The following is a 24977-nucleotide window of genomic DNA, read 5'->3' as shown; positions in this document are numbered from 1 at the left end:
GAAACCAGCAACTCGAAATGTATTGTTAAAAGCCTACGCACAGCTACAAGACATCATTGATGCATTATAGGAAGCTCATGATATGGCAATAGCAAATAATGATTTTGATGATGCTAGCTTGCTGGCTAGTAGAGCAAATAGACTTTATGAAGAAGCAGAAAATTTGGACATTGTGATTTCAGAACAGGAACAAAAATAAAAACAATTGAAGAATTAAAGACTGGGATTCAGGAACTTAGTAAACAAGTTGTTGAACTCAGGTAACAAGCATCTAAAGTGTATTTAACTAACCAGGAACAAGCCAATTTTCCTTTCATTGATTAGAATTGGATGGCAACAGACTGTTTAAATTTTTAATTGTGATGGTTTGGCGATCGGACGCTGCACCGATAAGATTTGCACCATCTGGACTTAGCACAGCATCATGTTTAAGTCCATCAACATCAGAAATATATTTGTCATTCATCCAATTCCACAAGTTTGTGGAACAACAATCGTTAAAAATGATTGTTTGACTATCAGGAGTAATAGTTAATGAATTTAATGAACTAGAATACCCCGGCAATGTTTTTAACAGTTTTAAGCTTTGAGCATCCCAAACTTTAACCATCCAAATTGTACTGAGTTCTTGACGATCCATCCCGCCAGTGATTATTAATTTACCATCAGCGCTGAGGGCGATTACCTCAACTCCAAGAGAATGAGCCGCCCAGCTTTGGATAAATTTTTGTTGACGTAAATCCCAAATCTTGACTCCACCCAGGCTACCAATATATAAATTTTGATTATCTTTGCTGAGTGCTAAAGATAAAACATAACCACGAGTATTGACTTGCTGCTGAAGTTTACCCTGAGGTAAATTCCAAACTTTTACAACCGCATCGTTCATACTCCCAGTAACCAAAGTTTGAGCATCAGCACTGATATTTAAGGCTTGGACTTCTCCTAAATGTCCGGGAGAAAAGGTTTTATCTAATGTGATACTTTTATAATTCCATTTTTCAATTACGCCTGTAGATGTACCTACAACTAAAGTTTGATTATCTGGACTTACAGCGATAGATTGAATTTTGCCAGAAAAGAGGCTCAAGGTTTGTTGCAGACTTTTGCTGTTAATATCCCAAACTTGAATTTTGTTCTCCCAATTCCCGCTGATCAGTGTTTGGTTATCTGGTGCGATCGCTAAAACTCCAATATGTTCTGGTATTTTCCAGGCTGGGATAGCTGGTGTATGAGTCGAGATATCATTTTTTGGAGCTTGTTGCTGTGAGTCAGCGTAAATTTGTGGTATTTGCCAAAGTGGTGTCAGCATATACATCACCAGAAAAATCACCACATCGACAATCAAAAACCACTTGCGATCGCGTGACTTTTTAACTGGTGGATTTGCTGGGTGTATGGTTTGATTTGCGCTAATAGCTGCGATAGCTTCCGGTAACTGATTAGATATGTTTGTCGCCGCCTGAAATGTCAGCTTTAAATATACTTGCTCGCTCAATTGAAGAATTTTAAATTCTAATGGTAGTTCTTGACGATTAGCTGAAATAAAACCCAGCCCATTATAAAACTGTTTATCTTGACGCCAACCTAGACAGTACAGGGGTAGGGTGATTTGCAGCTGAATCCGAGCTAATAACAACCTCGTCATTTCTTGTGGTTGATATTGTGGCTCAATATGTAAGTTAAATAATATCGAACAATTCGCGTTCTTACCAAAGTGAACGTAACCTATTGGGCGTTTATCTTTTTCAATTATTAACTCTTGCCATGTAAAAATAAAGCGATTAAAAATGAAGTATAGAGACATGAACCACAAAGCGATCGCAATTCCCGAAACTGGTAAATCCAGTAAAGAATAATCAAATTCCGCTATCCAGGTTAAACCCAAAAGGGCTTTGATAAAACTTAAAGTTAGACTAATCACCACAAAACTGACGCTTGCCATCAAAGCAAGTACAGTCAAAATATAAAGTAGAGATTTTCTAAATCTTTGCCGATGCCAAAAGGTTTTGTAAATTTGCCATTGCTCTTTAACATCTTGGAAGGGACGAATAGAAATCCCAGGTGGTAAAGGTAAGCTTGTTGATTGATGTTCGCCGATGGGAATTGGTGGTTGCAATAATACCATTGCAGGTAGTTGATAAAGCTGCAATTCTTTGGGCTTATCTTTTTTGGGAAGAGCGACAAACCCAAATCGTTTATAAAATAATTTGAGATGAGGAAGATAAACTAGATATACAGGTAAACTAACATTTTCTAGGCAATTCCAGAGTAATAGTGAACCAACACCTTGGTAGCGATGTTTAGGAGCAATATAAATGTTAGACAGTATATTATATTTTTTTCTCACTACAAAGAATGCCCAGCCAACAATTTGCTTTTGATATTCAACAAACCAAACTTTATCATTGGTATAATTGCGTGACATTAAATATGCAGAAAGTATGTATATGCCAAATACCAATGCAACTGCACTACCCATATACAAGAATACAAAAAAATCACTTGGGCTGACTGCTGAAGAAATAATCTGCCAATCAAAGAAGTGATTTGGCGGTTTTCCATACTCAAATAAATATGCTTTATAATTTATCTCTAATCTCTTGACAAATATGTCTAAAACTGTTCTGATACAAAGAACTATCCCTAAAATAGATATTAAAAGAAATATCCAACCAGAGTATTTAGAGTTGTGCGCTTGTAGCTCTGCAACAGTGCCTTTACGGAAGGAGTATCCTGAAGATGGTTTTTCAGATGAAGACATCGATTAATCAACCTATTAATAGTTGCACGCCTGAGAAAATATTTGTGCGATCGCTCCCAGCTTTTCACGCAACTCAGATGATGGAGAACCGCAATTACACCGAAAAAATGATGTCAGCCCAGGCGTTCACAACACGACTTTGGGAGTCAATTACAGATTAGTTGAAGTTGAAGCCGTTCAACTTGAACGTCATTGTGCTAACACTCAGTGCAGTAAACCATTAGCCCAAATTTTTGCCAACCTCACTTCCTTGAGACGTATCATTCCATTTTCACAGGCATTGAAACCTCGTAAATTGGCTAAGGTATTGGCGTAAATATTTTTTTACTTGGAAGTCCTAAAAACTGACTAATTTTGAAAATAGGTAGTTACTAACTTTCTGTAACTACATAAACTAGAAATGATTTTACTGGATATTACTTTTGAAAGAACTCGATAAACTAACCACTACAGAATTATCAACTTGGGTACAACAAACCAAAACCCAAGTTAAACAGGGGCGAATTCCCGATCGCATTCCCAAATTAGCCTTAGCCAACCCCAATTGGTTTGCTGTTCACATCTGTTGCGAATCCCAAAAAACCATCAGCTTTGGAGATACAAGTTGTGTGTTTCCCCTGATGAGCGTTATTAAAACATTTTCTCTACTTTATCTTTTAGAACATCTAGGAGCAGAAACAGTTTTCGGCTGGGTTGGGGTAGAACCATCACAAGCACCCTTCAATTCTTTGGAACAATTAGTTAGCGATGGCGGCCGTCCCCGCAACCCGATGATTAATAGCGGGGCTATTACCCTTGCCGATAAGTTACCAGGTAAAGACGCTAAAATTCGCACTCTTTTATTTTGCCAATGGCTTAATCAATTGGCAGGTTGTCAATTACATTTGGATGAAGCGATGTTGACTTCTGTACGATTAACACGTTCAAAAGCCAATGAAGCGATCGCTAATCATCTTGCCCAAATCGGACATCTCGAAAATCTCGAAATAGCCCTTGACACATACGAGCAAATATGCTGTTTATCTGGAGGAGTTGAAGATTTAGCTTTGTTAGGAAAACTCCTAGCTTTTGCAAATAGCTATATCTCTACACAAAATCGCACAATTGTCAATGCTGTGATGTCAACTTGTGGACTTTATGAAGCTTCTGCCGAGTGGGCAGTGAGAATTGGTTTGCCAATGAAATCGGGCATTGGTGGTGGGCTTGTAGCAATAGTACCAAATGAGGGAGCGATCGCTTGTTATAGCCCCGCCTTAGATACAGTGGGAAATCCTGTGGCGGGGCTGGTTTTTATGGAAGCTTTATCGCAAAACTTACAGTTGAGTATCTTCGGCTAAATTAGGGAACTGCAAAAAATAAACAACAGTAGATGATGGTTGACGGTTGACTGTCAACACTTTTATTTATCAAGTGTTGGTGTAAGTGTTGGTTGTGCTTCAGGCGATGGCGCAGCTGTTTCTGGTGCTGGAGACTCAATAATTTCTGGAGGCTGCGGTGGCGAACTTGGAGATGGCGCAATTATTACTTTTGGTGTGGGCGTATCAGGAGTTCGACGGTTGAAAAATCCTCCAAACCAGGGTTTTCGTGACTCAGGCGCAACTTTTTCAGGTAACGGCGTAGTTTCTGGAGTTGGGGTTAGGGTTGGCTGTGGTTCTGGTGTTACTTGTGGAGTTGGAGTTAACGTTGGCTGTGGTTCTAGCGTTACTTGTGGAATTGGAGTTAACGTTGGCTGTGGTTCTGGTGTTACTTGTGGAATTGGAGTTAACGTTGGCTGTGGTTCTGGCGTTACTTGTGGAATTGGAGTTAACGTTGGCTGTGGTTCTACTTGAGTTTTTGGTGTTGGAGACTCAAGACTTTCTGGCAAAGTGGGTTGTGGAGTTGCTGATGGTGTAACTGTTGTTTCTGGGGTTGGTGTCTTGCCGGGACGACGGTTGAAAAATCCGCCAAATCCTCGTTTTGCTTGCTCAGGTGCAACTTTTTGTGGTGCAGGCGTTACTTGTGGAGTTGGCGTTACTGTTGGCTGTGGTTCTGGTGCAGGAGACTCAATAATATTTGGTGTTGGCGAAAAACTAGGAGATGGTGCAGCCGTTGGAGGTTGTAATTTTGGTTGTTCTGGTTTTGTTGGCTGTGTTTTTGATTCTTCTGGAACTTGAATTTTTGGACTTGGCTGTATTTCAGGGGTTTTTTGTACAGCAGGGGTGGGTGCGAGTTTATAATTTGGGTCTACAATACCGCGTACCCGATCTGCTGTGAGTTCTCCTCTGGTAATTCTCGACAGAGTATCCTTACCTTTTGGTTGGTAGTCAATCAGCCTAACTGTGGTGTTAAAAGCATTTTTCAGAGGATTTCCCTGATTATCGAGAAATTCCAGTTTGACCCAGTTTTTACCAGGTTTCCAACCTTTGAGGTAAATTGACTGCCAGCGATCGAAAATAAAGCTTTCACCATTAATTGTGCAACGGATACGCCAATCGCTAAATTCATCCTTGGCATTTTCTGACGCAGCCAGATGCAAAGGAGCATTAGTTAAGTAAAAATCAAGTAAAATCGGCTCTGCCCCATAACTACTTTGAGGGCGACTGTAAGTGAGCAACGGTAGATTCGGAACTGGGCTATTGTCATCAGTCTTAGTGAAGACATGAAATGTTGTCTGGGCATAAGCACCTTCATTTTTAAAGCTTTCATGCCAAGGACGGGAAGCAAACACGCGCAACGTGTGAGTACCTGGTGACAAGTCTGGCAAAACTAAGGGCTGATTCAGATCGTAAACAGGTATGTAAGGTTGGTTATCAAGAATTACGTGTAAATGTGGCCCTAATTGTAATTGTGAGTCTTTAAATATTGGTAAATCCTTCACCTGGAAGCGCGCTGTGACTTTGTTATCTGAGAAAACTTCATCAGATTTTGGCGTAATAATTGTCACTTGTGGCTGATAAACTTCCAAAATTGGGCGCAATTCTTGGATAACAGCAGGAGGAGCAACTTCCGAAAATTGCTTAGAAACTTGAGAAATTCCTCCAGTCTTTTCTTGATTAACAATAGATACCTCCTGGCTACCCGCTTTATCGCCACAACTAACTAAGCTGCATACCAGAAGCAATGTCATCACCCATCTGAAAAAGGGAAAACTCCCAGCGAGGAGCTTCTTTAACACGCTTTTTTCCCAGAATTTCATGCCTTGCACCCAGAGTTCCTCTTCGACATGTCCATAGGGAAATATAGCCCAAAACTGGGGATGGGCAAAGGGCAAGGGGCATGGGGCATGGGGCATGGGGCAAAGGGCAAGGTGTAAGGGGCATGGGGCATGGGGTAAACGAAAGATCACTCCTTTTCCCTTTAACCTTTCCCCTTTTCCCTACCCGAAGGGTTTTCCCTTTAACCTTTTCCCTACCCGAAGGGTTTTCCCTTTCCCCTTTTCCCTACCCGAAGGGTTTTCCCCAATGCCCCATCCCCCATGCCCCATTCCCAAACCATCTTTTTTACGAATTGTTATCCTTTGTAAATTAAATGAATAATCTATTGACTTTTGGACAATTAGTTTGAAGGTTAAAAGGCAGAAAAGGCAGTTATTTCAGGGATTTTGAATTATTGTTAAAATATCTCCATCAATGTACAAGTGAAGACTTTATAATTCAACGAGAAACAACTCTCCACATGGGTCTTCACTGTGGCTTCAGCAAATCACTGGAGTGTGCGGTAAAACATTACTATGTGGTAATCATGATTCCTCATTCCTTATCAAGAGAGGAGGTCGAATGGCAATAAGTCCTCCGGAGCGAGAGGAAAAAAAGGCAAGAGTAATCGTCGATAATGACCCGGTTCCTACCTCATTTGAAAGATGGGCCAAACCCGGACACTTCGACAGATCTTTAGCCAGAGGTCCAAAAACCACTACATGGATTTGGAACCTTCACGCACTCGCCCACGATTTTGACACACATACCAGCGATTTAGAAGATATCTCCCGCAAGATATTCTCAGCACACTTCGGTCACTTAGCCGTAGTGACCATCTGGCTAAGCGGGATGATTTTCCACGGCGCGAAGTTTTCTAACTACGAAGCTTGGCTGAGCGATCCGTTAAATGTTAAGCCGAGCGCCCAAGTCGTTTGGCCCATTGTGGGACAAGACATTTTAAACGGTGATGTTGGCGGTGGTTTCCACGGTATTCAAATCACCTCTGGTTTGTTCCAAGTATGGCGTGGTTGGGGTATCACCAACTCCTTCCAGCTATATTGCACTGCCATCGGTGGCTTGGTATTAGCAGGCTTATTCCTATTTGCCGGCTGGTTCCATTACCACAAAAAAGCTCCCAAATTGGAATGGTTCCAAAATGTGGAGTCGATGCTGAATCACCACCTACAAGTACTCTTAGGTTGTGGTTCCTTGGGATGGGCAGGTCACTTAATTCACGTGTCTGCACCGACTAACAAGCTTTTGGATGCAGGGGTAGCACTTAAAGATATACCCTTGCCCCACGAGTTCATCCTGAACAAAGACTTGTTGACGGAACTGTACCCAGGCTTTGCTGCTGGTATAGCACCTTTCTTCACCTTGAACTGGGGTCAGTATGCTGACTTCCTCACCTTCAAGGGCGGTCTAAACCCAGTAACAGGCGGCTTGTGGCTGACAGATATTTCCCATCACCATTTAGCGATCGCAGTCATGTTCATCATTGCTGGTCACCAGTACCGCACCAACTGGGGTATCGGTCACAGCATTAAAGAGATCCTGGAAAACCATAAGGGTCCTTTCACCGGTGAAGGTCACAAAGGTCTCTACGAAAACCTGACCACATCTTGGCACGCTCAATTGGCAACTAACCTTGCCTTCTTGGGTTCGCTGACCATCATCATCGCGCACCACATGTACGCGATGCCCCCCTATCCATATTTGGCAACTGACTACGCTACGCAGTTGTGTATATTCACTCACCATATTTGGATCGGTGGCTTCTTGATTGTTGGTGGAGCTGCTCACGCTGCCATCTTCATGGTGCGGGATTACGATCCAGTTGTGAACCAAAACAACTTGCTGGATCGGGTGATTCGTCACCGAGATGCGATTATTTCTCACCTGAACTGGGTGTCTATTTTCCTCGGCTTCCACAGCTTTGGACTGTACATCCACAACGATACAATGCGTGCATTGGGTCGTCCCCAAGACATGTTCTCTGATACGGCAATTCAATTGCAGCCAGTATTTGCCCAGTGGATACAAAATATCCACGCCTTGGCTCCTGGATCGACTGCGCCCAATGCCCTAGAACCAGTTAGCTATGTCTTTGGCGGCGGTATTTTGGCTGTAGGCGGTAAAGTGGCAGCTGCACCCATAGCTTTGGGAACAGCAGACTTCCTAATTCACCACATTCACGCCTTCACCATTCACGTCACCGTCTTAATTCTGCTCAAAGGTGTGCTATTTGCCCGTAGCTCTCGTCTGATTCCAGACAAAGCAAACCTGGGCTTCCGCTTCCCTTGCGACGGCCCTGGTCGTGGTGGTACATGTCAAGTGTCTGGATGGGATCACGTATTCCTGGGACTATTCTGGATGTATAACTCCCTATCCATTGTAATTTTCCACTTCAGCTGGAAGATGCAATCAGATGTCTGGGGAACAGTAGATCCAGATGGCACAGTGACTCACATCACTGGTGGTAACTTTGCTCAAAGCGCCATCACGATCAACGGTTGGTTGCGTGACTTCTTGTGGGCACAAGCTACACAAGTCATCAACTCCTACGGCAGTGCCCTATCTGCTTATGGACTTATGTTCTTAGGCGCTCACTTTGTTTGGGCATTCAGCTTGATGTTCCTGTTCAGTGGTCGCGGCTACTGGCAAGAATTAATTGAGTCCATCGTTTGGGCGCATAATAAACTGAAGGTAGCACCAGCAATTCAGCCCCGCGCTCTGAGCATCGTTCAGGGACGCGCAGTAGGGGTAGCTCACTACCTTCTAGGAGGAATTGCTACTACTTGGGCATTCTTCCACGCACACATCCTTTCAGTAGGGTAGCAATCAGTTTTTTAGAGTTAGGAGTTAGGAGTTATGGAGTTAGGAGTTAGAAGTAAAGACGGGATTAACTCCAGTCTTTGCAAAAATTAGGAGTTAGGAGTTGAAAATAAAAATTTCTAGCTCGTGACCCTCAATTCATAACTCTCAACTCATAACTCTCAACTCATAACTTGCAAAACTGGTACTTGATGGCTAAAGGTCAGAGGAATTATTAAACCTATGGCAACAAAATTTCCAAAATTTAGCCAGGATCTCGCACAGGACCCGACTACTCGTCGGATATGGTATGCGATCGCTACAGGCAACGATTTTGAAACCCACGATGGCATGACAGAGGAAAATCTTTACCAAAAGATTTTCGCTACTCACTTCGGTCACTTGGCAATCATCTTCCTGTGGGCATCCAGCCTCCTGTTCCATGTAGCCTGGCAAGGTAACTTTGAACAGTGGATTAAAGATCCGCTTCACATTCGCCCCATCGCCCACGCGATTTGGGATCCCCACTTCGGCAAACCAGCGATCGAAGCTTTCACCCAAGCTGGTGCCAGCAATCCAGTAAACATTACCTACTCTGGTCTGTACCACTGGTGGTATACCATCGGTATGCGGACAAATACTGAACTGTATAATGGCTCAGTATTCCTGTTGATATTCGCAGCTGTATTGTTGTTCGCTGGTTGGCTGCACTTGCAACCCAAGTACCGTCCTAGCTTGGCATGGTTTAAGAGCGCCGAACATCGCTTAAACCACCACCTAGCAGGTCTGTTTGGTGTTAGCTCTTTGGCATGGGCTGGTCACTTAATTCACGTTGCCGTCCCCGAAGCTCGCGGACAGCACGTAGGTTGGGATAACTTCCTCAATACCCCACCCCACCCAGCAGGTTTAACACCATTCTTTACAGGTAACTGGGCTGTTTACGCTCAAAACCCTGACACTCCTGGACATGTGTTTGGCACATCCCAAGGTGCAGGAACAGCAATTCTGACTTTCTTGGGTGGTTTCCATCCCCAGACAGAAGCTTTGTGGCTGACTGACATCGCTCATCACCACTTGGCGATCGCAGTATTGTTCATCGTTGCTGGTCACATGTACCGCACAAACTTTGGGATTGGTCACAGTCTCAAAGAAGCCTTGAATGCCAAGAGTTTCTTTGGTATTCCCGTTGAAGGCCCCTTCAACCTACCTCACCAAGGTATTTACGATACCTACAACAACTCCCTGCACTTCCAATTAGGTTGGCACCTAGCAGCGTTAGGTGTAATCACCTCCTTGGTAGCACAGCACATGTACTCCATGCCTTCCTACGCGTTTATTGCGAAGGACTATACAACCCAGGCAGCGCTGTACACGCATCACCAGTATATTGCTGGATTCCTGATGCTTGGTGCTTTTGCTCACGGTGCAATTTTCTGGGTACGTGATTACGATCCAGAACAAAACAAAGGCAACGTCCTTGACCGCGTATTGAAGCATAAAGAAGCGATTATCTCCCACCTCAGCTGGGTATCCCTTTTCTTAGGCTTCCACACCTTGGGCTTGTACGTACACAACGATGTAGTAGTTGCTTTCGGTACTCCTGAAAAGCAAATCCTCATCGAGCCAGTATTTGCTCAGTTCGTCCAAGCTGCTAATGGTAAAGTCCTGTACGGTTTAGATACCTTGTTATCTAACCCAGACAGTATTGCTTACACAGCATGGCCCAACTACGCTAACGTTTGGCTACCAGGCTGGTTAAGTGCTATCAACGCTGGTACTAACTCCCTGTTCTTAACAATCGGCCCTGGCGACTTCTTGGTACACCATGCGATCGCCTTAGGTCTGCACACCACCACCTTGATTCTCGTCAAAGGTGCTTTGGATGCCCGTGGTTCTAAGCTGATGCCCGATAAAAAGGACTTCGGCTATGCCTTCCCTTGCGACGGCCCCGGTCGTGGCGGTACATGCGATATCTCTGCTTGGGATTCCTTCTACCTAGCTGCGTTCTGGATGCTCAACACCATTGGTTGGTTAACCTTCTACTGGCACTGGAAACATCTCGGTGTTTGGCAAGGTAACGTTGCTCAGTTCAATGAGAACTCTACATACCTCATGGGCTGGTTCCGCGATTACCTGTGGGCAAACTCCGCTCAGTTGATTAACGGCTACAACCCCTACGGCGTGAATAACCTGTCTGTCTGGGCTTGGATGTTCTTGTTTGGACACCTAGTTTGGGCTACCGGCTTCATGTTCTTGATCTCTTGGAGAGGTTACTGGCAAGAGTTGATCGAAACCCTTGTTTGGGCACACGAACGTACTCCTCTAGCTAACTTAGTTCGCTGGAAAGACAAGCCCGTTGCTCTGTCCATCGTTCAAGCCCGCGTAGTTGGTCTAACCCACTTTGCAGTCGGTTACGTTGTAACTTACGCCGCATTCTTGATTGCTTCTACCGCTGGTAAGTTCGGTTAATTCGGCTGCTAGTTTTGTAGATAAGTAATAAAAATCCCCTACCGTAATGGTGGGGGATTTTTTTACAGTAAACTGTTTATCGAATTTATGAAGATTATTGTAGATATTGATTGTAAAAGTTTCAAAGCAATTCTAATTAGCCGAGCGGCTAAAAGATTGATGCATACCACAGGCTAAGCCTAAAATTGATATTATTTGTGAACAGTCATAATAATGAACGCTAAACTTGTTGAATCATTGTTACAAGTTATTCTATCTCTCTCTGATGAAGAGCGATCGCTATTGGAAGAAAAACTATTTTTCGATTCATCAGAGCCTTCAGCTGATGAGCTAGCGCTACTTGCTCAAACTGGAGGAGCTTTTAGGTTTCTTGAAAATGAACCAGATATATACTCACTTGACGACGGAGAACCTATCTAATGTCTCTCCAAAAAGGTGATATCGTCTTAGTTCCATTTCCATTTACAGACTTGAGTGGAACTAAGCTACGCCCTGGTTTAGTTTTATGGATAGACACTATAGGCAATGATGTGACTTTATGTTTTATTTCATCTCAAAACATAAGTAGTTTGAGTCCAGAAGAATTTATTTTAGAACCTTCAGATCCAGATTTTACTAGTACTGGATTACGGGTTGTTTCTAAAGTTAGGGTGACTCGAATAACTACCATAGAGCGTCGACTAATCACCAGAAGAATAGGTAAATTAGGAGCGAATCAAGTTCAGCAGTTGAATACAGTGATTCTTCAAGCTTTGAAACTTACATAATTTCAAGTATGTTATGAAGCTAGTGAAAACTGCGTAGTTTACCGCCGTAGTCATCACCTAAAATTAACTTGGTAATAATCAGCTATATGGAAGAACTGCAAATCTCAGAAATAGAAGCTACCTTTGCAGCACTTGTTAACCAATGGCGAGATGAAACTCGTGGCATATCATCTACTAATCAAATGTCAATGCACCCTGCATACCAGCAAATTATTGGTATGGGAAAACCTGTAATCCCACTTTTACTTAGGGAACTGGAAAATAAATCTGGACATTGGTTTTGGGCATTAAAATCTATCAGTAGAGAAGATCCTGTACCTCCAGAATATAGGGGAAAACTAAAGGAAATGACTAAAGCTTGGTTGGAGTGGGGTAAGCAAAAACGCTATCGGTAGTACGCCTAAAATTAAACTTAACTATAAACACTCAAAACCATGACAAACTGGCAAGAACGTATTACTCAAAACCCAAATGTATGTCACGGTAAACCGTGTATTAAAGGAACACGCATTATGGTATCTATCATCCTTGATAACCTTGCCGAGAGACTGACATTTGAGGAAATTGTTCAAGAATATCCACCGCTAACTTTAGAAGATATCAGAGCAGCGATCGCTTATGCAGCACAATTAACTAAAAAACAGGAATTACTACCACTGCGATAAGGCTTTCTTGTAGTGGCAGACGAAATACAGACGCGAATCAGGCGATCGCAGTGATACTATGTATGAAAAATCCCAAGTTTTCATCAGAGGAGTTCTCACGTGTCCATTCCCGAAATTACCCAAAAGCTATTAGCTGCAAAACAAGAGAAAGGACTAAGCTTTGCCGATTTAGAAAAAATTCTCGGACGCGATGAGGTATGGATAGCTGCTGTCATCTACCGTCAAGCTAGTGCTTCCCCAGAAGAAGCGAAGTTATTAGTCGATGCACTGGAACTACCTCCAATTTATATTAATGAGTTGACTGAATATCCGGTAAAAGGATTAGGCCCAGTTGTACCAACTGACCCACTGATTTATCGCTTCTACGAAATTATGCAGGTGTACGGATTCCCAATTAAAGCCGTGATTCACGACAAATTCGGCGATGGGATTATGAGCGCCATTGACTTTACTTTAGATGTAGAGAAAGAAGAAGACCCCAAAGGCGATCGCGTTAAAATCATTATGTCTGGTAAATTTCTACCATACAAAAAATGGTAGTGTTTCAATAACATCAAAACAAGTTATAACTAGAAAACTGAGATAACTTGATAACTCTTGCAAGAAAAACCAATAACGCCAGCAAAAGAAATAATTTTTAATCCGTATTATACCCAGCAAAACGGAGCAGCATATTTAGGTGATAGTCTGAAACTAATTAAATTTATTGATGATAATAGTATTAGTTTAATTCTCACCTCACCACCATTTGCTCTCACACGCAAAAAAGAATACGGTAATGAAAGTGCAGAAAAATATATCGAATGGTTTCTGCCTTTTGCCTATGAATTTAAGAGAGTACTAGCAGATAATGGCTCATTTGTATTGGATTTAGGTGGTGCTTACTTACCTGGTAATCCCGTGCGGAGTATCTATCAATACGAACTTTTGGTCAGATTATGCAAAGAAGTAGGTTTCTTTCTGGCTCAAGAATTTTACCACTATAATCCTGCTCGACTACCAACTCCTGCTGAATGGGTGACCATCAGACGCATTCGTGTCAAAGATTCAGTAAATACCGTTTGGTGGCTGTCCAAAACACCAAATCCTAAAGCTGATAATAAAAAAGTTTTAAAACCCTATAGCCAAAGTATGAAGCAATTACTTAAAAATGGCTATCACGCTAAAATACGTCCTAGTGGACATGATATTTCCGACAAATTTCAAAAAGATAACCAAGGCGCAATTCCGCCAAATCTGCTGGAAATTGCTAATACTGAATCAAATAGTGCTTATTTACGACGTTGTAAAGCAGCAGAAATTAGACCCCATCCAGCACGTTTTCCTCAAGGATTCGCCGAGTTCTTCATCAAATTTTTAACTGATGAAGATGACATAGTATTAGATCCATTTGCAGGTTCTAATACAACTGGCTTTGTTGCTCAAACTCTCCAACGCCGATGGATTTCTTTTGAAATTAATGAGGATTATGTAATGGGAAGTCGTTATCGATTTAGTCAAAATTCAGATTATCTGAAGAGTGACGAATGAAAAGTGAGGAGTTAAAACTTATAACTCATAAATAATAGCTACTCACTTAGATTTCTCCATTCACTTGCATTTGATGAACTCGATCTGCTAACTCTTGACGACCTTGGTCATCTAGTTTATCAATCGCTAACATACCCATAAGAATAACTTCTTTCAGGGTTAAACGTGTCGAATGTGCCTGTTTTTGCACAATCTCCTTAATAATGGGACTAACTCCAATCGCTGTACTCGCTCTAGCCACGGAAGAAAAAACACTAATGATTCAGCCTAAATCTTAGCACTTCCAATGAAGTTATTCTCTATAGTTAAAACTTAATTCAAGTATGTTTCAACTCATACTTCCAGCAAAAAACATAAATTTCAAATTGTATAGAGAGAGAACTACAACAGAAGTATACAGTATTATCCTCCTTTCAGAAAATTTTCGTCAATTTTGCGATCGCACTATCCAACCTCAAAACCAACTTTGAATAAATTCAACAGTTCTCGTAGTAGTTAAAATAAGTATATTTTTTTACACAACAATTATCCGTTGCAATTTCTTAATTTTGTATTAAGTATAAAATACTACAAGAATTCCGATTGCCGTATTTTTAACTGAAAATTGCTGATTGAAATAGGGAACTGCAAAAAATAAACAACTACTTTAAGCAGTTGACAGTTTACAGTCAGGGCTGAGCAAGGACGTAGAACAGGGAGTTACCAGACCGCTTGCTTCTTCTGTTACAGAGGCTACGGAAGTCGGTGCAGCTCTAAAGTCGCAGTGGCTCCTATGAGCAACTAGCGTTAACGATGGACTGGAACCTATGTGTAGCAAGTTACCAGTCTTCTGTAAAATATTTTTCAGTTGGAAGTCTCATATTATGCCAACACCATTCACGGGTAATTTTCGGCTATTCTTCTAAAATTTCCACCAAATCCTCAATGGTCACATCAAAGGTGCGAGCTAATTTATAGATAGCAGTAAAGTCAACTGTTGTCATTGCTGAACGACGAGCATAACTTCTAACTGTGCTATAAATTACCCCAGAACGGTCAGAAACTTCCTTGAGTGTCCATCCTTTCTCTTGTGCTAGTTCTCGAATTTTCAATCTCACTAATCCCATATTTGATAACTGATGCATTTGCACCGCTTAATTTCATATGAGAAATCAAAAAGTTTAGAGGTTTCCCCTGTTGTAGCCAGACATAACCTCTTGGTTAATCAAACTCTCATGCGTTCGCCACAGCTTACAAATACCTTCGCAGTAGGAAACTCTCAAAAGAAAACAGTAAACAACGATAAAAAACTTTAGTTATGAATCTAAAGCACAGTTTAAAAAAGGCGTTGCATAATTGCGGGATGATTTTGGAATGTGCCTCAACCATAATCCCCGCGTCTGGTGTGTCCCTGCGTAAGAGCGTCAACCTTAATCATCCCCTTAAGGAACTCCAAAAAATAAATTATTCCGGTTGCGGTCGTCAACCGTCAACCGTCAACAGTCTTCTATTGAATATTTTTTTACTTGGAAGTCCCTTATTCCGTATATTAGCAACATCAAAAGCAAAAACCTCTATCCTGGGATTGTCAAAAATCATTTAGCAATCACCAAGTTTGCACCTACTCGTAATATTTGTCACAATCAACTCTTAGCAAGTCATCCCTTGGTGAAAATATTCCTTGGAATCAAAGTGTTCTCACAAATCTGACTCATCTACCACCGGGAAAACCCTACTTTAAAGAGATCGTAAATTGTCTAATATAATCTCGCAAACACGCTTTACAGAAATATACAGTGTAAATAAGAATAATAATTTGACCTAAGTAAAATTATCCTGAATACAGCACAGTAATGCTGTCATAAGAAAAAGCAGTGAGTAGAGGAGAGACAAAGCGATGAGGGATCCTTATCTGTTGGCAGCAGGCTTGTTAACAGGATTGGCAATACCAGCATCGGCTCTTCCGCATCTGTCGATTGTCCTGCCAGAAAATTCTAGATTTCTTTGGGATTTAAAACCAGGTTCCCCAGCGATAGTTAGTACAAACATTATCAATAGGGTGGATTTTTCGTTACCGGAACTCAGCGGCCAAGTATTGCAACCCTTAGAAACTTCCCAGCCAATAGTAAGTGAGCCAAACATCAACAGCGTTGATTCCTCATCACCACAACTCAGTAGCCAGAGCTTACCAGTTCGCACAACAGAATCATCGCTCAACCCCAGCAGCCAAGCAGCTACTTTTTCACTGACATCTGGCAATCAACTTTACTACCAAAGATTGGCAGCTCTAAAAACAGGTCAGATTTATACACGTGGTGATAGCGATAATTTGCAATCCTTGTGGGAGTCAATCAAGAAGCGTCAACTGACTTATGAAGATTGGAAAAGTTTACTAGCTTTAGAAGCCAGAGCCATTGCTCAGGGTCAAGGTACAAATCACCTGAGTATTTTAGTTGGTGATTCCCTAAGTATGTGGTTTCCCAGAGAAAAATTACCTAGTGGGAAATTATGGCTCAATCAAGGCATATCTGGTGATACTTCCGGTGGTGTTTTAAAAAGATTGGGAGCATTTTCCACAACCAGGCCAGACGTAATTTACATTATGGCTGGGATTAACGACTTACGAAAAGGCGATAGCGATCGCACAATTTTGAGTAATTATCGCCGAATTGTCCGCCGCTTACGACAGAATCATCCCCAAAGTCAAATTATTGTCCAATCAATTTTGCCCACCCGCTTAGCAAAACTCTCCAATAGCCGCATTCGTAACATCAACACCCAACTAGCTAAAATCGCCAAAGAAGAAGGGGCCAATTATCTCAATATCTATAGTTGGTTTTCTGATATGGAAGGCAATTTACGCCAAGAGTTAACCACAGACGGCTTGCATCTGTCCCAAGAGGGTTATGATGTTTGGGGATCGGCACTACAGCAGATAGAATACAGGCTGACTCAGCATAAGGATTAAGCGATCGCTGATTTTTTAGCGGCAATCCATTGGTCATAATGCTGCAATTTCGTGTAAATTTATATACAATCTAATACCAAGCCTAGCATGTCTACGACAGGCTACACCTACGCCCCTTCATAAAAAGCCTCACGGGGTTGGAAAAGCCAGTAGCTTGAGGCAAGGCAAGAAAAACATACGATCGGTTTTTAAGCTGACACGGTATAAAACTGTGTCTATAAACATTTGTAACTTTAATAGAAATTTCCGTAAATTCCTCATACAAAAATGAAGCTAAACCTGTGGAGAACGCTTACAGAAAACAGCGGTCTCTAGGATGGGTTATACCTACGCACGTTTATAAAACCAAGGAGAATATCATGGAAAACCGTCTGCAAATACAAGATATTCAAGACGAAGAATTGGATATAGAACTAACTGCTCAAGAACTAGAAGAACTACAAGCCTTGAAAGGAGGAAACTTCGTAACTAACTTAGGTTTGATTAATTTAGGAATTCCTAAAGTATTTCCTTACGGAATTCCCTATCCCGACTTGTTTCAAAAAGTAAGTATTTTTCGTTAGTAACCAGAGTTTTTAGTTCATAACGAGTAATTGGAGTCGTGTAGTATATGGCACTTACTGGAAACTTTAACCGCATTCTGCAAATCCATCCATCCAGGCGGTGCAATCTGCACTGTCTCCATTGTTACTCTGCTTCTGGCCCAGAGGAGCGAGACCAACTCAGTGTTCCGCTCCTTTTAAAAGCAATTACCAATGCCAGCGAACAAGGGTACACCATTGCCAGCTTTTCAGGAGGTGAACCCCTTGTCTACAAACCTCTACCCGAATTATTAAAGCAAGCTCATCAATGTCAGATGCGTACAACCGTTACTTCCAACGGCATACTATTAGATGAGCGACATCTAGAACAGCTGTGTGGAGCAGTTGATTTACTGGCCATTAGTCTTGATGGAATGCCATCCTCTCATAACCGTATACGTTCTTCAGAGCAGGCTTTTGAAAAAATGGCGGCTCGACTAGAAGGGGTTCGCCAATCGGGTATCCCATTCGGATTTATTTTTACGCTCACAAAACGAAATTTCCGAGAATTAGACTGGGTTGCCAATTTCGCTTTAGAGCAAGGAGCAAAGTTATTGCAGATTCATCCACTCGCAGAAGTTGGATACGCTAGCCAAAACCTCATGGGTTCTAGACCTAGTACCAACATACTATCTTATGCTTACCTGAAAACCCTATATCTACGAGAAGCTATTGGTGACAAGCTGTTTATTCAGATTGATTTAGTTCACCAAGATTTGCTGCGTTCAAATCCTGGTAACTTTTTTGCAGACGAAGCATTAATTAACCAGCAGAATTACTGCTTTGCAGACCTAGTATCACCTTTAATTATCGAAGCAGATGGGACGGTAGTACCAGTGCAACATGGTTTTGACCGCAATTATGCTCTCGGAAATCTTAATCAGGCGTCTTTAAGTGAACTTGCCACTCATTGGACTGAAGAACGGTACCCCTGTTTCCGAGAACTCTGCCGACGTGTTTATCAACAACTAACAGCACCCGCCGATCTGCCGATTATCGATTGGTATGAAACGCTCATGCGCCAGGCAAAAATTGGTTATGACAATGAAACTACAACAACCGTGTCTATAACTTAACACCTGCCACTTCCCGATTTAAAACTTGATTTAACTTGCCGCTACGGTAACCTTCTAAATCCAAAGTTACGTAAATAAATCCAAAATCTTGAAATGCCTTAATTAAGATTTGTAAATCAGTTTTTAACACAAACTCTTTAATTTGTTCTGGTAATAATTCAATACGTGCCGTATCGCCTTCAGAACGTACCCGTAAATTCTGCCAACCCAGCTTTCTTAAAAAAATTTCGGCTCTACCAACTCGTTGCAACTTAGCTACAGTAATTTCTTCACCGTAAGGAAAGCGAGAACTCAAACAAGGTTGAGCGGGTTTATCCCACCAAGGTAAACCCAATTCTTGCGAAAGTTGGCGGACTTCAACTTTTGTAACACCCACTTCTGCCAAAGGCGATCGCGCACCTCTTTCTTTCGCCGCCTGAATTCCTGGGCGATAATCATGCAAATCATCGGCATTCACGCCATCCACCACATAGGGATAACCAAACTCTAAAGCCAAAGGTTTAAGAGTATCGTGCAATTCACTTTTGCAAAAATAGCAGCGGTTTACTGGGTTGGAAGTGTAGTTGGGATTCTCCATTTCGTGAGTTTGGACAATTTGATGCCGAATCCCAATAGTTGCAGCTTGAATTTTGGCATCTTCTAACTCTTCTGGTAATAGCGAAGGAGAAACCGCAGTTACAGCCAAAGCGCGATCGCCCAACACATCATAAGCAATTTTCGCAACCAGAGTGCTATCAACACCCCCAGAGTAGGCAATCAACGCCTGCTCCATTTCTTGAAATAAAATTTTTAATTGCTCAAATTTTTCTGTCAGCATCATTTAAAAACCCCGCCATAACCTGATAGCACCAGACAAATCCTATTGTAGTCATTAGTCATTGGGCATTGGGCATTGGGCATTGGGCATTGGGTATGGGGAGACAAGGGAGAAGGGGAGACAAGGAACAAAGCTGGCTACCTCGTCTCCCTTGTCTCCCTTGTCCCCCTTATCCCCCTTATCCCCCCATCTCCCTACTCTCAATCAATGGAGTTTGGTACTTTACTATACTTAGCTACCAAAGTGGCTAAAAGTGGTAAATCAATTGGTTTAGAAATATAATCATTTACTCCAGCAGCAAGACAAGTTTCGCGATCGCCTTTCATCGCCATTGCTGTTTGAGCAATCACTGGAATCTTTTGATACTGGGGATTTTGTCGTAATTCCTGCACCAACTTTAGACCATTTCCATCTGGCAGATAAACATCCATTAAAATGACTGCTGGCTGTTGCTGTGTTAAAACTTCCCACATTTTTGCAGCGCTCTTAGCCCAAGTCACTTTATATCCCAATTTCGATAGATAAATTTGCATCAAATCGCCGTTGGCTTGGTCATTTTCCACCAGCAATACGTGAGGAGACAAACTAGGAGTCACAACCACAGTAGAAGAAAAACATTTTGCGTCCTCTGTTTCCTCTGCTTCTCCTGCTGCTTGTCCTTCCTCTGCTTTCTTCAGGGGAAGTACCAGTGTAAAATGCGAACCCCGATTTAGCTCAGATTCCACTTTCACGGAACCACCGTGAATTTCTGCCAGTTTGCGAGTCACTGCTAAACCCAAACCAGTACCTTCAACACCTGCCACAGTGTTAGCAATTTGGAAATAAGGATGAAATAGTAAAGCTTGGTCTTCTGGGGATATACCAGTGCCAGTATCCCAAACTGTAAAATGCACAAATAGCCCTTTGCTAGCAACCCGTAAGCCAACACTGCCTTGAGTAGTGAACTTTAAAGCGTTGAAGAGTAGATTCAACAGCATTTGCTTGAGTCGTAAGGGATCGGCCACTAAAGTTGGCAGATGTGGGTCGAGTTCTAAGACTAATTTCAAACCTTTATTAGCGGCTTTTTCCTTCACCAGTGCCAAAACATTGCTACACAGCAGTGGCACATCTACTGTTTCCCACTGTACTTCTAGTTGGTTGGCTTCAATTTTAGAGAGATCTAAAATATCATTAATCAGAGCTAGCAAGTGCTTGCCGCTAGATTGAATGATATTTAAATACTCTAGCTGACGTTCTTTCGTTGGTTCGTAGCCTTGGGCTAAGAGCAAGTGGGTAAACCCAATAATCGAACTTAGGGGTGTGCGGATTTCGTGACTCGTGTTTGCCAAAAACTGATTTTTGAGTTGATTAGTACGCTCTAATTCTTGATTAGAATTACTTAGCTGTTCATACCGTTGCTGCCAACATAGGATGTGTCTCAGTTGCAGTAAAGCTGTATTACACTGCTTAGCAGACCTGGCCATGAATTGCGCTCTGAGCTGAGCTTGGGATATGAGTGGCTTAGAATCAGGCCCCGGCGCTGCTGTGGCAATAACTAGCCAGCCAATAACGCCACCAGCATCATCAGTTAACCGCCAAGCATTCGGTATTGTTTGATTCTCTAGCTGCTGCAAATCTTTGATTTCTATGGTCTGTTGCAATTTCAATGGCAGCTTTTTTTCTGCTGTCAACGTTACTTCCAACAGTGGAGCTTGTGAGCTGGAAAATGAGGAACGAGAAACATAACAAACTGTAGCAAAGGTTTGGTGTGGTTCCAGCAGAGCCACACCTACGGTGAACTGCACGAACGCCACATGACTGGTGTCCACAGCAGTGTTAATCTCGTCAATTACAGTTTGGAAAATTTCTGCTTCTGCGGCTAGGGACTGTGAGACAGTATTACAAGCAGAAAGCAGGCAATCATTAAGGCGACTTTGTAACTGGTTTAAACTTTTCTCCAGCCACAAATCGGCGCGAACTTGTTGACTTGTTGTCAAAAGTTTTGGCGTTGCATCTATCTGTGAGTTCTGTTCTGGTAAGCTTGAATACTGCTGCATGGTCAACTAGACCGCTGAACAAGTTTAGCTTCGCATAAAAATCCGAATAGGATTCTATGTTATGTGGGCGGGCAATCCTTTTTTATTTATAAACCATAACTTATGGTGTCGGGTTTAGCACCTAAACCGCAAAAAATAATTGTAAAAAGGACTGATTTGAAAATTTTTTCTGGCAACTTCAGACTCATGGATATACAATTTGCCCAATTAATCGTCAACGGAATTGCAGTGGGGAGTATTATTGCTCTAGCCGCAGTTGGACTAACACTGACCTATGGAATTTTACGTCTATCTAATTTTGCTCATGGTGACTTTCTCACATTAGGAGCCTATCTCACTTGGTTAATCAACACCATTGGAGTCAATATTTGGGTGTCTACAATCCTCGCAGCAGCAGGAACAGTAACGGTAATGCTGTTATCAGAAAAGTTACTCTGGTCAAGAATGCGCTCTATTCGTGCTACCTCCACCACACTAATTATTATTTCTATCGGACTGGCCTTATTTCTTCGCAATGGAATTATTTTTATTTGGGGTGGCAAAAATCAAAATTATGATTTAGCCGTTACTCCTGCTTTAGATATCTTCGGCTTGAAAGTGCCGCAAAATCAATTATTAGTGTTGGGATTGGCAGTGCTAGCAATTTTGGCACTGCACTATCTCTTGCAAAACACCAAAATTGGTAAAGCCATGCGAGCAGTAGCTGACGATCTCGATTTAGCCAGGGTTTCTGGTATCAATGTTGACCGAGTAATTTTATGGACTTGGGTAATTGCTGGTACCATAACATCATTGGGAGGCAGCATGTATGGTTTAATCACTGCTGTGCGCCCGAATATGGGATGGTTTTTAATTTTACCCTTATTTGCCTCAGTGATTTTGGGAGGGATTGGCAACCCCTATGGTGCGATCGCCGCAGCTTTTATTATTGGCATTGTCCAAGAAATCAGCACTCCTTGGCTGGGTTCTCAATACAAACAAGGTGTAGCACTGTTAATTATGATTTTGGTGCTACTCATTCGTCCCAAAGGTTTATTTAAAGGCACGATTTGAGCAGCACCGTTCCACTTCTAACTATTCAATAATGTGGAAATAATAAGCTGCTACCAAGAAATTGATAGCCAACAAGAACAGTGCCCAGCCCGTGCGAAAGGCGTAGGGAGGTTTAGCTCCACTGTCAGCAACTGCGGAATTCTTAGTTTTAGCAGTCATAATGCACTTCTCCTAATGTCAGGACTTTTTAAGAAATACCAAATTATGTGTACCAATCTCCCAAATTCTTTAGAAATATTTGAAGTTGGGGATTGGGCATAGGGCATGGGGCATGGGAAGAGGAGTTAGGAGTTAGGAGTTTGGAGTTTGGAGTTAAGAATTATTCTCTTTGTGCCCCTTATCTCCCCCATCTCCCCCATCTTCCCCACTCCCCACTTCTGGGTCTCCCGCATGGTAAGAACTACGAACCAGGGGCCCGGAACGGACGTGGCTGAATCCCATTTCCCGTGCTATTGAGCCGAGTTGCTGAAATTCCTCTGGAGTCCAATATTTTTGGACTGGTAGATGCTCTAAAGAGGGGCGCATATACTGGCCGATAGTCAAGCGATCGCACCCCACAGCCCTCAAATCAGCCATTGCTTGGACGACTTCGTCGGTGGTTTCTCCGTGCCCCAGCATCAAGCCTGATTTTGTGGGAATTGTCGAATCCAGTTCTTTGACTATAGCCAACACTCTCAAGGAGCGATCGTACTTGGCTCCCCGGCGCACTGGCCCGGTTAAGCGTCGCACTGTCTCAATGTTGTGGTTGAAACAAGCCACTTTGGCTTCAACAATCGTAGCTATGCGCTGGCGTTGACTCGATTCCCCACTTCCTGCACCACCCCAGAAATCTGGAGTCAGGACTTCAATTTGAGTTTTTGGGTTGAATTGGCGGATAGTGGTGATGGTGTTCGCAAAATGCCCTGCACCTTGGTCTGGCAAATCATCACGGGCTACAGAAGTCAACACCACATAATGTAATCCTAACAGCTGCACCGCCTGGGCTACCTTTTTCGGTTCCTCTAAATCAATAGGCATCGGCGCATGGCCTTTATCTACCTGGCAGAAAGCACAAGAGCGCGTGCAAGTAGGCCCCATCAGTAAAAAAGTTGCGGTTTTTTGGGCATAGCACTCTCCCCGATTGGGACAACGCCCTTCTTCGCAAATCGTATGAATTTGCCGCTGTTTAATAATGCGTTGTACGGTGGAGATTTCGCTGGCTTTGCCAATGGGGCGACGTAGCCAGCTAGGCATTGCCATAATTTCAGACTTGAGTTCAGCTTGTTGTGACGAAATCATAGACGGTTGACTGTTCACTATTGACTGTTCACTGGTGACTGATGAGTTAGAAGTTATTATTCTCTCCTCTGCTCCTGTGCCTCCCCATCTCCCCATCTCCCTATCCCTAATCTTTTAGATCGAGGCTAAAGCTTTAAATATCACAATGACACAAATTTAAAAGAACACAAGCAAAAGTTTTGCAAAACACGTTTAGCAATGTCATTTATACCGAAATATACTATCCCCCAATTCATAGATATTTTGTATATAGTGGGAGAATTCTCAAGGACAATCGGCAAAGCCGCTATTTACACTTAAAGTTTCTGTTAGAGCAAACAGTCGTGGCAAGCAATAAAATTTTAGTTATCGATGACACTACAGTTGTCAGGGTAAAAGTACGAGAAATGTTGCCTCCAGGCAATTTTGAGGTACTGGAAGCAAAAGACGGTGTAGAAGGACTAAATTTCATCCTTCAGGAAAAACTCAGCCTGATTATGCTGGATTTTCTCCTGCCTAAAATGAGTGGCTGGGAAGTTTTCCAGCAAGTTCAAGCTCATCCTGAGTTAAGGAAAATTCCTTTGGTGATCATGTCTGGTCGCAAAGAAGAGGTGACTGAAAAAATCCCAGAACCTTTTGAATATTTTGAATTTCTGGGCAAGCCTTTCGATCAGAAGCAACTAATTGGCGCAATTAAGTTAGCTATGACAAAAGCGAAGCAGCCACGCCCAGAATTAGTTGCAGTGGGAGCTGCTACCGCTAAGAATGGCACTACCACAACCTCTGGTGTCACTAGTGCTACAGTAGCAACTTCTAGTGAGACAAATGCCATACTAACAACCCCAGCTGCTACAAATACTACAATACCAAACTCTAGTTCCCCAGGAGTCTCCCAGGCGGAAATTGAGGCATTGAACGATAAAATAGCCAAAATGCAAGCAGAAATAGAAAGCTTGAAGAAACAGCTAACTCAAGTTGTGACTTTTATTAAACAAAAAATCAAATAAGCTAAAACACATTTAAAT

General features: G+C 42.3%; 24 protein-coding genes. 15 read left to right on the top strand and 9 right to left on the bottom strand.

The features are described 5' to 3' along the window. Window positions 1-313 precede the first annotated feature (313 nt). Window positions 314-2764, bottom strand: a complete 2451-nt coding sequence (locus tag VF06_RS24910) for a GNAT family N-acetyltransferase (protein ID WP_099068407.1) — start codon at window positions 2762-2764, stop codon at window positions 314-316. Between VF06_RS24910 and VF06_RS41220 the strand changes: the two genes are divergently transcribed. Further along, the gene (locus tag VF06_RS41220; protein WP_180267590.1) at window positions 2755-2925 is read left to right on the top strand and encodes a hypothetical protein; all 171 of its coding nucleotides are present in this window, start codon (window positions 2755-2757) and stop codon (window positions 2923-2925) included. The genes VF06_RS24910 and VF06_RS41220 overlap by 10 nt on opposite strands. A 261-nt stretch (window positions 2926-3186) precedes the next feature. Beyond that, window positions 3187-4101 carry a glutaminase gene (locus VF06_RS24905; RefSeq protein WP_099068406.1) on the top strand — a complete coding sequence of 305 codons (915 nt, stop codon included), beginning with the start codon at window positions 3187-3189 and terminating at the stop codon, window positions 4099-4101. 62 nt (window positions 4102-4163) lie between these two features. Here the strand turns inward: VF06_RS24905 and VF06_RS24900 are convergent, their stop codons facing one another. After that, window positions 4164-5939: a hypothetical protein gene (locus VF06_RS24900; RefSeq protein ID WP_257209623.1), complete on the bottom strand. Its 1776-nt coding sequence runs from the start codon at window positions 5937-5939 to the stop codon at window positions 4164-4166. 580 nt (window positions 5940-6519) lie between these two features. Here VF06_RS24900 and psaA point away from each other — a divergent pair. The 8 genes from psaA to VF06_RS24860 all read left to right on the top strand — a co-directional run bounded on the left by psaA (window position 6520) and on the right by VF06_RS24860 (window position 14185). Then, window positions 6520-8778 carry a photosystem I core protein PsaA gene (gene psaA / locus VF06_RS24895; protein WP_099068405.1) on the top strand — a complete coding sequence of 753 codons (2259 nt, stop codon included), beginning with the start codon at window positions 6520-6522 and terminating at the stop codon, window positions 8776-8778. Window positions 8779-8997: 219 nt separating this feature from the next. Further along, a complete protein-coding gene (gene psaB / locus VF06_RS24890; RefSeq protein WP_099068404.1) occupies window positions 8998-11223 on the top strand; it encodes a photosystem I core protein PsaB in 2226 nt (741 codons plus the stop codon). Window positions 11224-11436: 213 nt separating this feature from the next. Continuing rightward, entirely contained in the window at window positions 11437-11643 is a 207-nt protein-coding gene (locus VF06_RS24885) for a hypothetical protein (RefSeq protein WP_099068403.1), read from the top strand. Then, window positions 11643-11990 carry a type II toxin-antitoxin system PemK/MazF family toxin gene (locus VF06_RS24880; protein WP_099068402.1) on the top strand — a complete coding sequence of 116 codons (348 nt, stop codon included), beginning with the start codon at window positions 11643-11645 and terminating at the stop codon, window positions 11988-11990. Before VF06_RS24885 ends, VF06_RS24880 begins: the two co-directional genes overlap by 1 nt. An 86-nt stretch (window positions 11991-12076) precedes the next feature. Beyond that, complete coding sequence (locus VF06_RS24875; protein ID WP_099068401.1) at window positions 12077-12385, top strand: hypothetical protein; 309 nt, start codon at window positions 12077-12079, stop codon at window positions 12383-12385. A gap of 39 nt (window positions 12386-12424) precedes the next feature. Further along, the gene (locus VF06_RS24870) at window positions 12425-12655 is read left to right on the top strand and encodes a DUF433 domain-containing protein (RefSeq protein ID WP_099068400.1); all 231 of its coding nucleotides are present in this window, start codon (window positions 12425-12427) and stop codon (window positions 12653-12655) included. 99 nt (window positions 12656-12754) lie between these two features. After that, window positions 12755-13195 (top strand): cyanase, encoded by a 441-nt coding sequence (gene cynS / locus VF06_RS24865; RefSeq protein WP_099068399.1) that lies wholly within the window; start codon window positions 12755-12757, stop codon window positions 13193-13195. Between the two features lie 57 nt (window positions 13196-13252). Next, the gene (locus tag VF06_RS24860; protein WP_099068398.1) at window positions 13253-14185 is read left to right on the top strand and encodes a DNA-methyltransferase; all 933 of its coding nucleotides are present in this window, start codon (window positions 13253-13255) and stop codon (window positions 14183-14185) included. Between the two features lie 46 nt (window positions 14186-14231). Here the strand turns inward: VF06_RS24860 and VF06_RS24855 are convergent, their stop codons facing one another. Beyond that, the gene (locus VF06_RS24855; protein WP_012410176.1) at window positions 14232-14426 is read right to left on the bottom strand and encodes a hypothetical protein; all 195 of its coding nucleotides are present in this window, start codon (window positions 14424-14426) and stop codon (window positions 14232-14234) included. A gap of 652 nt (window positions 14427-15078) precedes the next feature. After that, window positions 15079-15291 (bottom strand): helix-turn-helix domain-containing protein, encoded by a 213-nt coding sequence (locus VF06_RS24850; protein ID WP_099068397.1) that lies wholly within the window; start codon window positions 15289-15291, stop codon window positions 15079-15081. 770 nt (window positions 15292-16061) lie between these two features. On the opposite strand from VF06_RS24850, the gene VF06_RS24845 reads away from it, so the two are divergent. The 3 genes from VF06_RS24845 (at window position 16062) to VF06_RS24835 (ending at window position 18789) form a co-directional block, all read left to right on the top strand. Further along, window positions 16062-17132, top strand: coding sequence for an SGNH/GDSL hydrolase family protein (locus VF06_RS24845; RefSeq protein ID WP_099068396.1), 1071 nt, complete (start codon window positions 16062-16064; stop codon window positions 17130-17132). 359 nt (window positions 17133-17491) lie between these two features. After that, window positions 17492-17695 (top strand): hypothetical protein, encoded by a 204-nt coding sequence (locus tag VF06_RS24840; protein WP_099068395.1) that lies wholly within the window; start codon window positions 17492-17494, stop codon window positions 17693-17695. A gap of 47 nt (window positions 17696-17742) precedes the next feature. Continuing rightward, window positions 17743-18789, top strand: coding sequence for a radical SAM protein (locus tag VF06_RS24835; RefSeq protein ID WP_099068394.1), 1047 nt, complete (start codon window positions 17743-17745; stop codon window positions 18787-18789). Here VF06_RS24835 and larE read toward each other — a convergent pair. The 3 genes from larE to hrmK form a co-directional block, all read right to left on the bottom strand. Next, a complete protein-coding gene (larE, locus tag VF06_RS24830; protein WP_099068393.1) occupies window positions 18779-19609 on the bottom strand; it encodes an ATP-dependent sacrificial sulfur transferase LarE in 831 nt (276 codons plus the stop codon). The two genes, VF06_RS24835 and larE, sit on opposite strands and share 11 nt — an antisense overlap. After that, the gene (locus tag VF06_RS42910) at window positions 19606-19737 is read right to left on the bottom strand and encodes a hypothetical protein (protein ID WP_257207635.1); all 132 of its coding nucleotides are present in this window, start codon (window positions 19735-19737) and stop codon (window positions 19606-19608) included. Before VF06_RS42910 ends, larE begins: the two co-directional genes overlap by 4 nt. A gap of 69 nt (window positions 19738-19806) precedes the next feature. Next, window positions 19807-21642: a hybrid histidine kinase/response regulator HrmK gene (gene hrmK / locus VF06_RS24825; protein ID WP_099068392.1), complete on the bottom strand. Its 1836-nt coding sequence runs from the start codon at window positions 21640-21642 to the stop codon at window positions 19807-19809. A 186-nt stretch (window positions 21643-21828) separates the two neighbouring features. Here hrmK and VF06_RS24820 point away from each other — a divergent pair, with 186 nt between their 5' ends. Beyond that, on the top strand, window positions 21829-22695 hold the full coding sequence (locus VF06_RS24820) for a branched-chain amino acid ABC transporter permease (protein WP_099068424.1): 867 nt from the start codon (window positions 21829-21831) through the stop codon (window positions 22693-22695). A 21-nt stretch (window positions 22696-22716) separates the two neighbouring features. Here VF06_RS24820 and VF06_RS24815 read toward each other — a convergent pair whose 3' ends face one another. Together VF06_RS24815 and lipA are read right to left on the bottom strand one after the other, a co-directional pair. Further along, window positions 22717-22854 (bottom strand): photosystem I protein PsaX, encoded by a 138-nt coding sequence (locus VF06_RS24815; RefSeq protein ID WP_099068391.1) that lies wholly within the window; start codon window positions 22852-22854, stop codon window positions 22717-22719. Window positions 22855-23007: 153 nt separating this feature from the next. After that, the gene (lipA, locus tag VF06_RS24810; protein ID WP_099068390.1) at window positions 23008-23973 is read right to left on the bottom strand and encodes a lipoyl synthase; all 966 of its coding nucleotides are present in this window, start codon (window positions 23971-23973) and stop codon (window positions 23008-23010) included. Window positions 23974-24296: 323 nt separating this feature from the next. Between lipA and VF06_RS24805 the strand changes: the two genes are divergently transcribed. Beyond that, window positions 24297-24959: a response regulator gene (locus VF06_RS24805; protein ID WP_099068423.1), complete on the top strand. Its 663-nt coding sequence runs from the start codon at window positions 24297-24299 to the stop codon at window positions 24957-24959. Window positions 24960-24977: the final 18 nt, after the last annotated feature.

Source organism: Nostoc linckia z4, from assembly GCF_002608075.1.
Classification (GTDB): Bacteria; Cyanobacteriota; Cyanobacteriia; order Cyanobacteriales; family Nostocaceae; genus Nostoc; species Nostoc linckia.
This window is presented reverse-complemented; position numbering and strand designations above follow the sequence as displayed.

Bases quoted from the DNA above. Each gene is read 5' to 3' on its own strand.
- lipA (WP_099068390.1), bottom strand. From the start codon at position 23,973: ATGATTTCGTCACAACAAGCTGAACTCAAGTCTGAAATTATGGCAATG.
- VF06_RS24870 (WP_099068400.1), top strand. From the start codon at position 12,425: ATGACAAACTGGCAAGAACGTATTACTCAAAACCCAAATGTATGTCAC.
- VF06_RS24815 (WP_099068391.1), bottom strand. From the start codon at position 22,854: ATGACTGCTAAAACTAAGAATTCCGCAGTTGCTGACAGTGGAGCTAAA.
- hrmK (WP_099068392.1), bottom strand. From the start codon at position 21,642: ATGCAGCAGTATTCAAGCTTACCAGAACAGAACTCACAGATAGATGCA.
- VF06_RS41220 (WP_180267590.1), top strand. From the start codon at position 2,755: ATGAAGACATCGATTAATCAACCTATTAATAGTTGCACGCCTGAGAAA.
- psaA (WP_099068405.1), top strand. From the start codon at position 6,520: ATGGCAATAAGTCCTCCGGAGCGAGAGGAAAAAAAGGCAAGAGTAATC.
- VF06_RS24880 (WP_099068402.1), top strand. From the start codon at position 11,643: ATGTCTCTCCAAAAAGGTGATATCGTCTTAGTTCCATTTCCATTTACA.
- VF06_RS24875 (WP_099068401.1), top strand. From the start codon at position 12,077: ATGGAAGAACTGCAAATCTCAGAAATAGAAGCTACCTTTGCAGCACTT.
- psaB (WP_099068404.1), top strand. From the start codon at position 8,998: ATGGCAACAAAATTTCCAAAATTTAGCCAGGATCTCGCACAGGACCCG.
- VF06_RS24850 (WP_099068397.1), bottom strand. From the start codon at position 15,291: ATGGGATTAGTGAGATTGAAAATTCGAGAACTAGCACAAGAGAAAGGA.
- larE (WP_099068393.1), bottom strand. From the start codon at position 19,609: ATGATGCTGACAGAAAAATTTGAGCAATTAAAAATTTTATTTCAAGAA.
- VF06_RS24910 (WP_099068407.1), bottom strand. From the start codon at position 2,764: ATGTCTTCATCTGAAAAACCATCTTCAGGATACTCCTTCCGTAAAGGC.
- VF06_RS24900 (WP_257209623.1), bottom strand. From the start codon at position 5,939: ATGAAATTCTGGGAAAAAAGCGTGTTAAAGAAGCTCCTCGCTGGGAGT.
- VF06_RS24840 (WP_099068395.1), top strand. From the start codon at position 17,492: ATGGAAAACCGTCTGCAAATACAAGATATTCAAGACGAAGAATTGGAT.
- VF06_RS24835 (WP_099068394.1), top strand. From the start codon at position 17,743: ATGGCACTTACTGGAAACTTTAACCGCATTCTGCAAATCCATCCATCC.
- VF06_RS24885 (WP_099068403.1), top strand. From the start codon at position 11,437: ATGAACGCTAAACTTGTTGAATCATTGTTACAAGTTATTCTATCTCTC.
- VF06_RS24820 (WP_099068424.1), top strand. From the start codon at position 21,829: ATGGATATACAATTTGCCCAATTAATCGTCAACGGAATTGCAGTGGGG.
- VF06_RS24845 (WP_099068396.1), top strand. From the start codon at position 16,062: ATGAGGGATCCTTATCTGTTGGCAGCAGGCTTGTTAACAGGATTGGCA.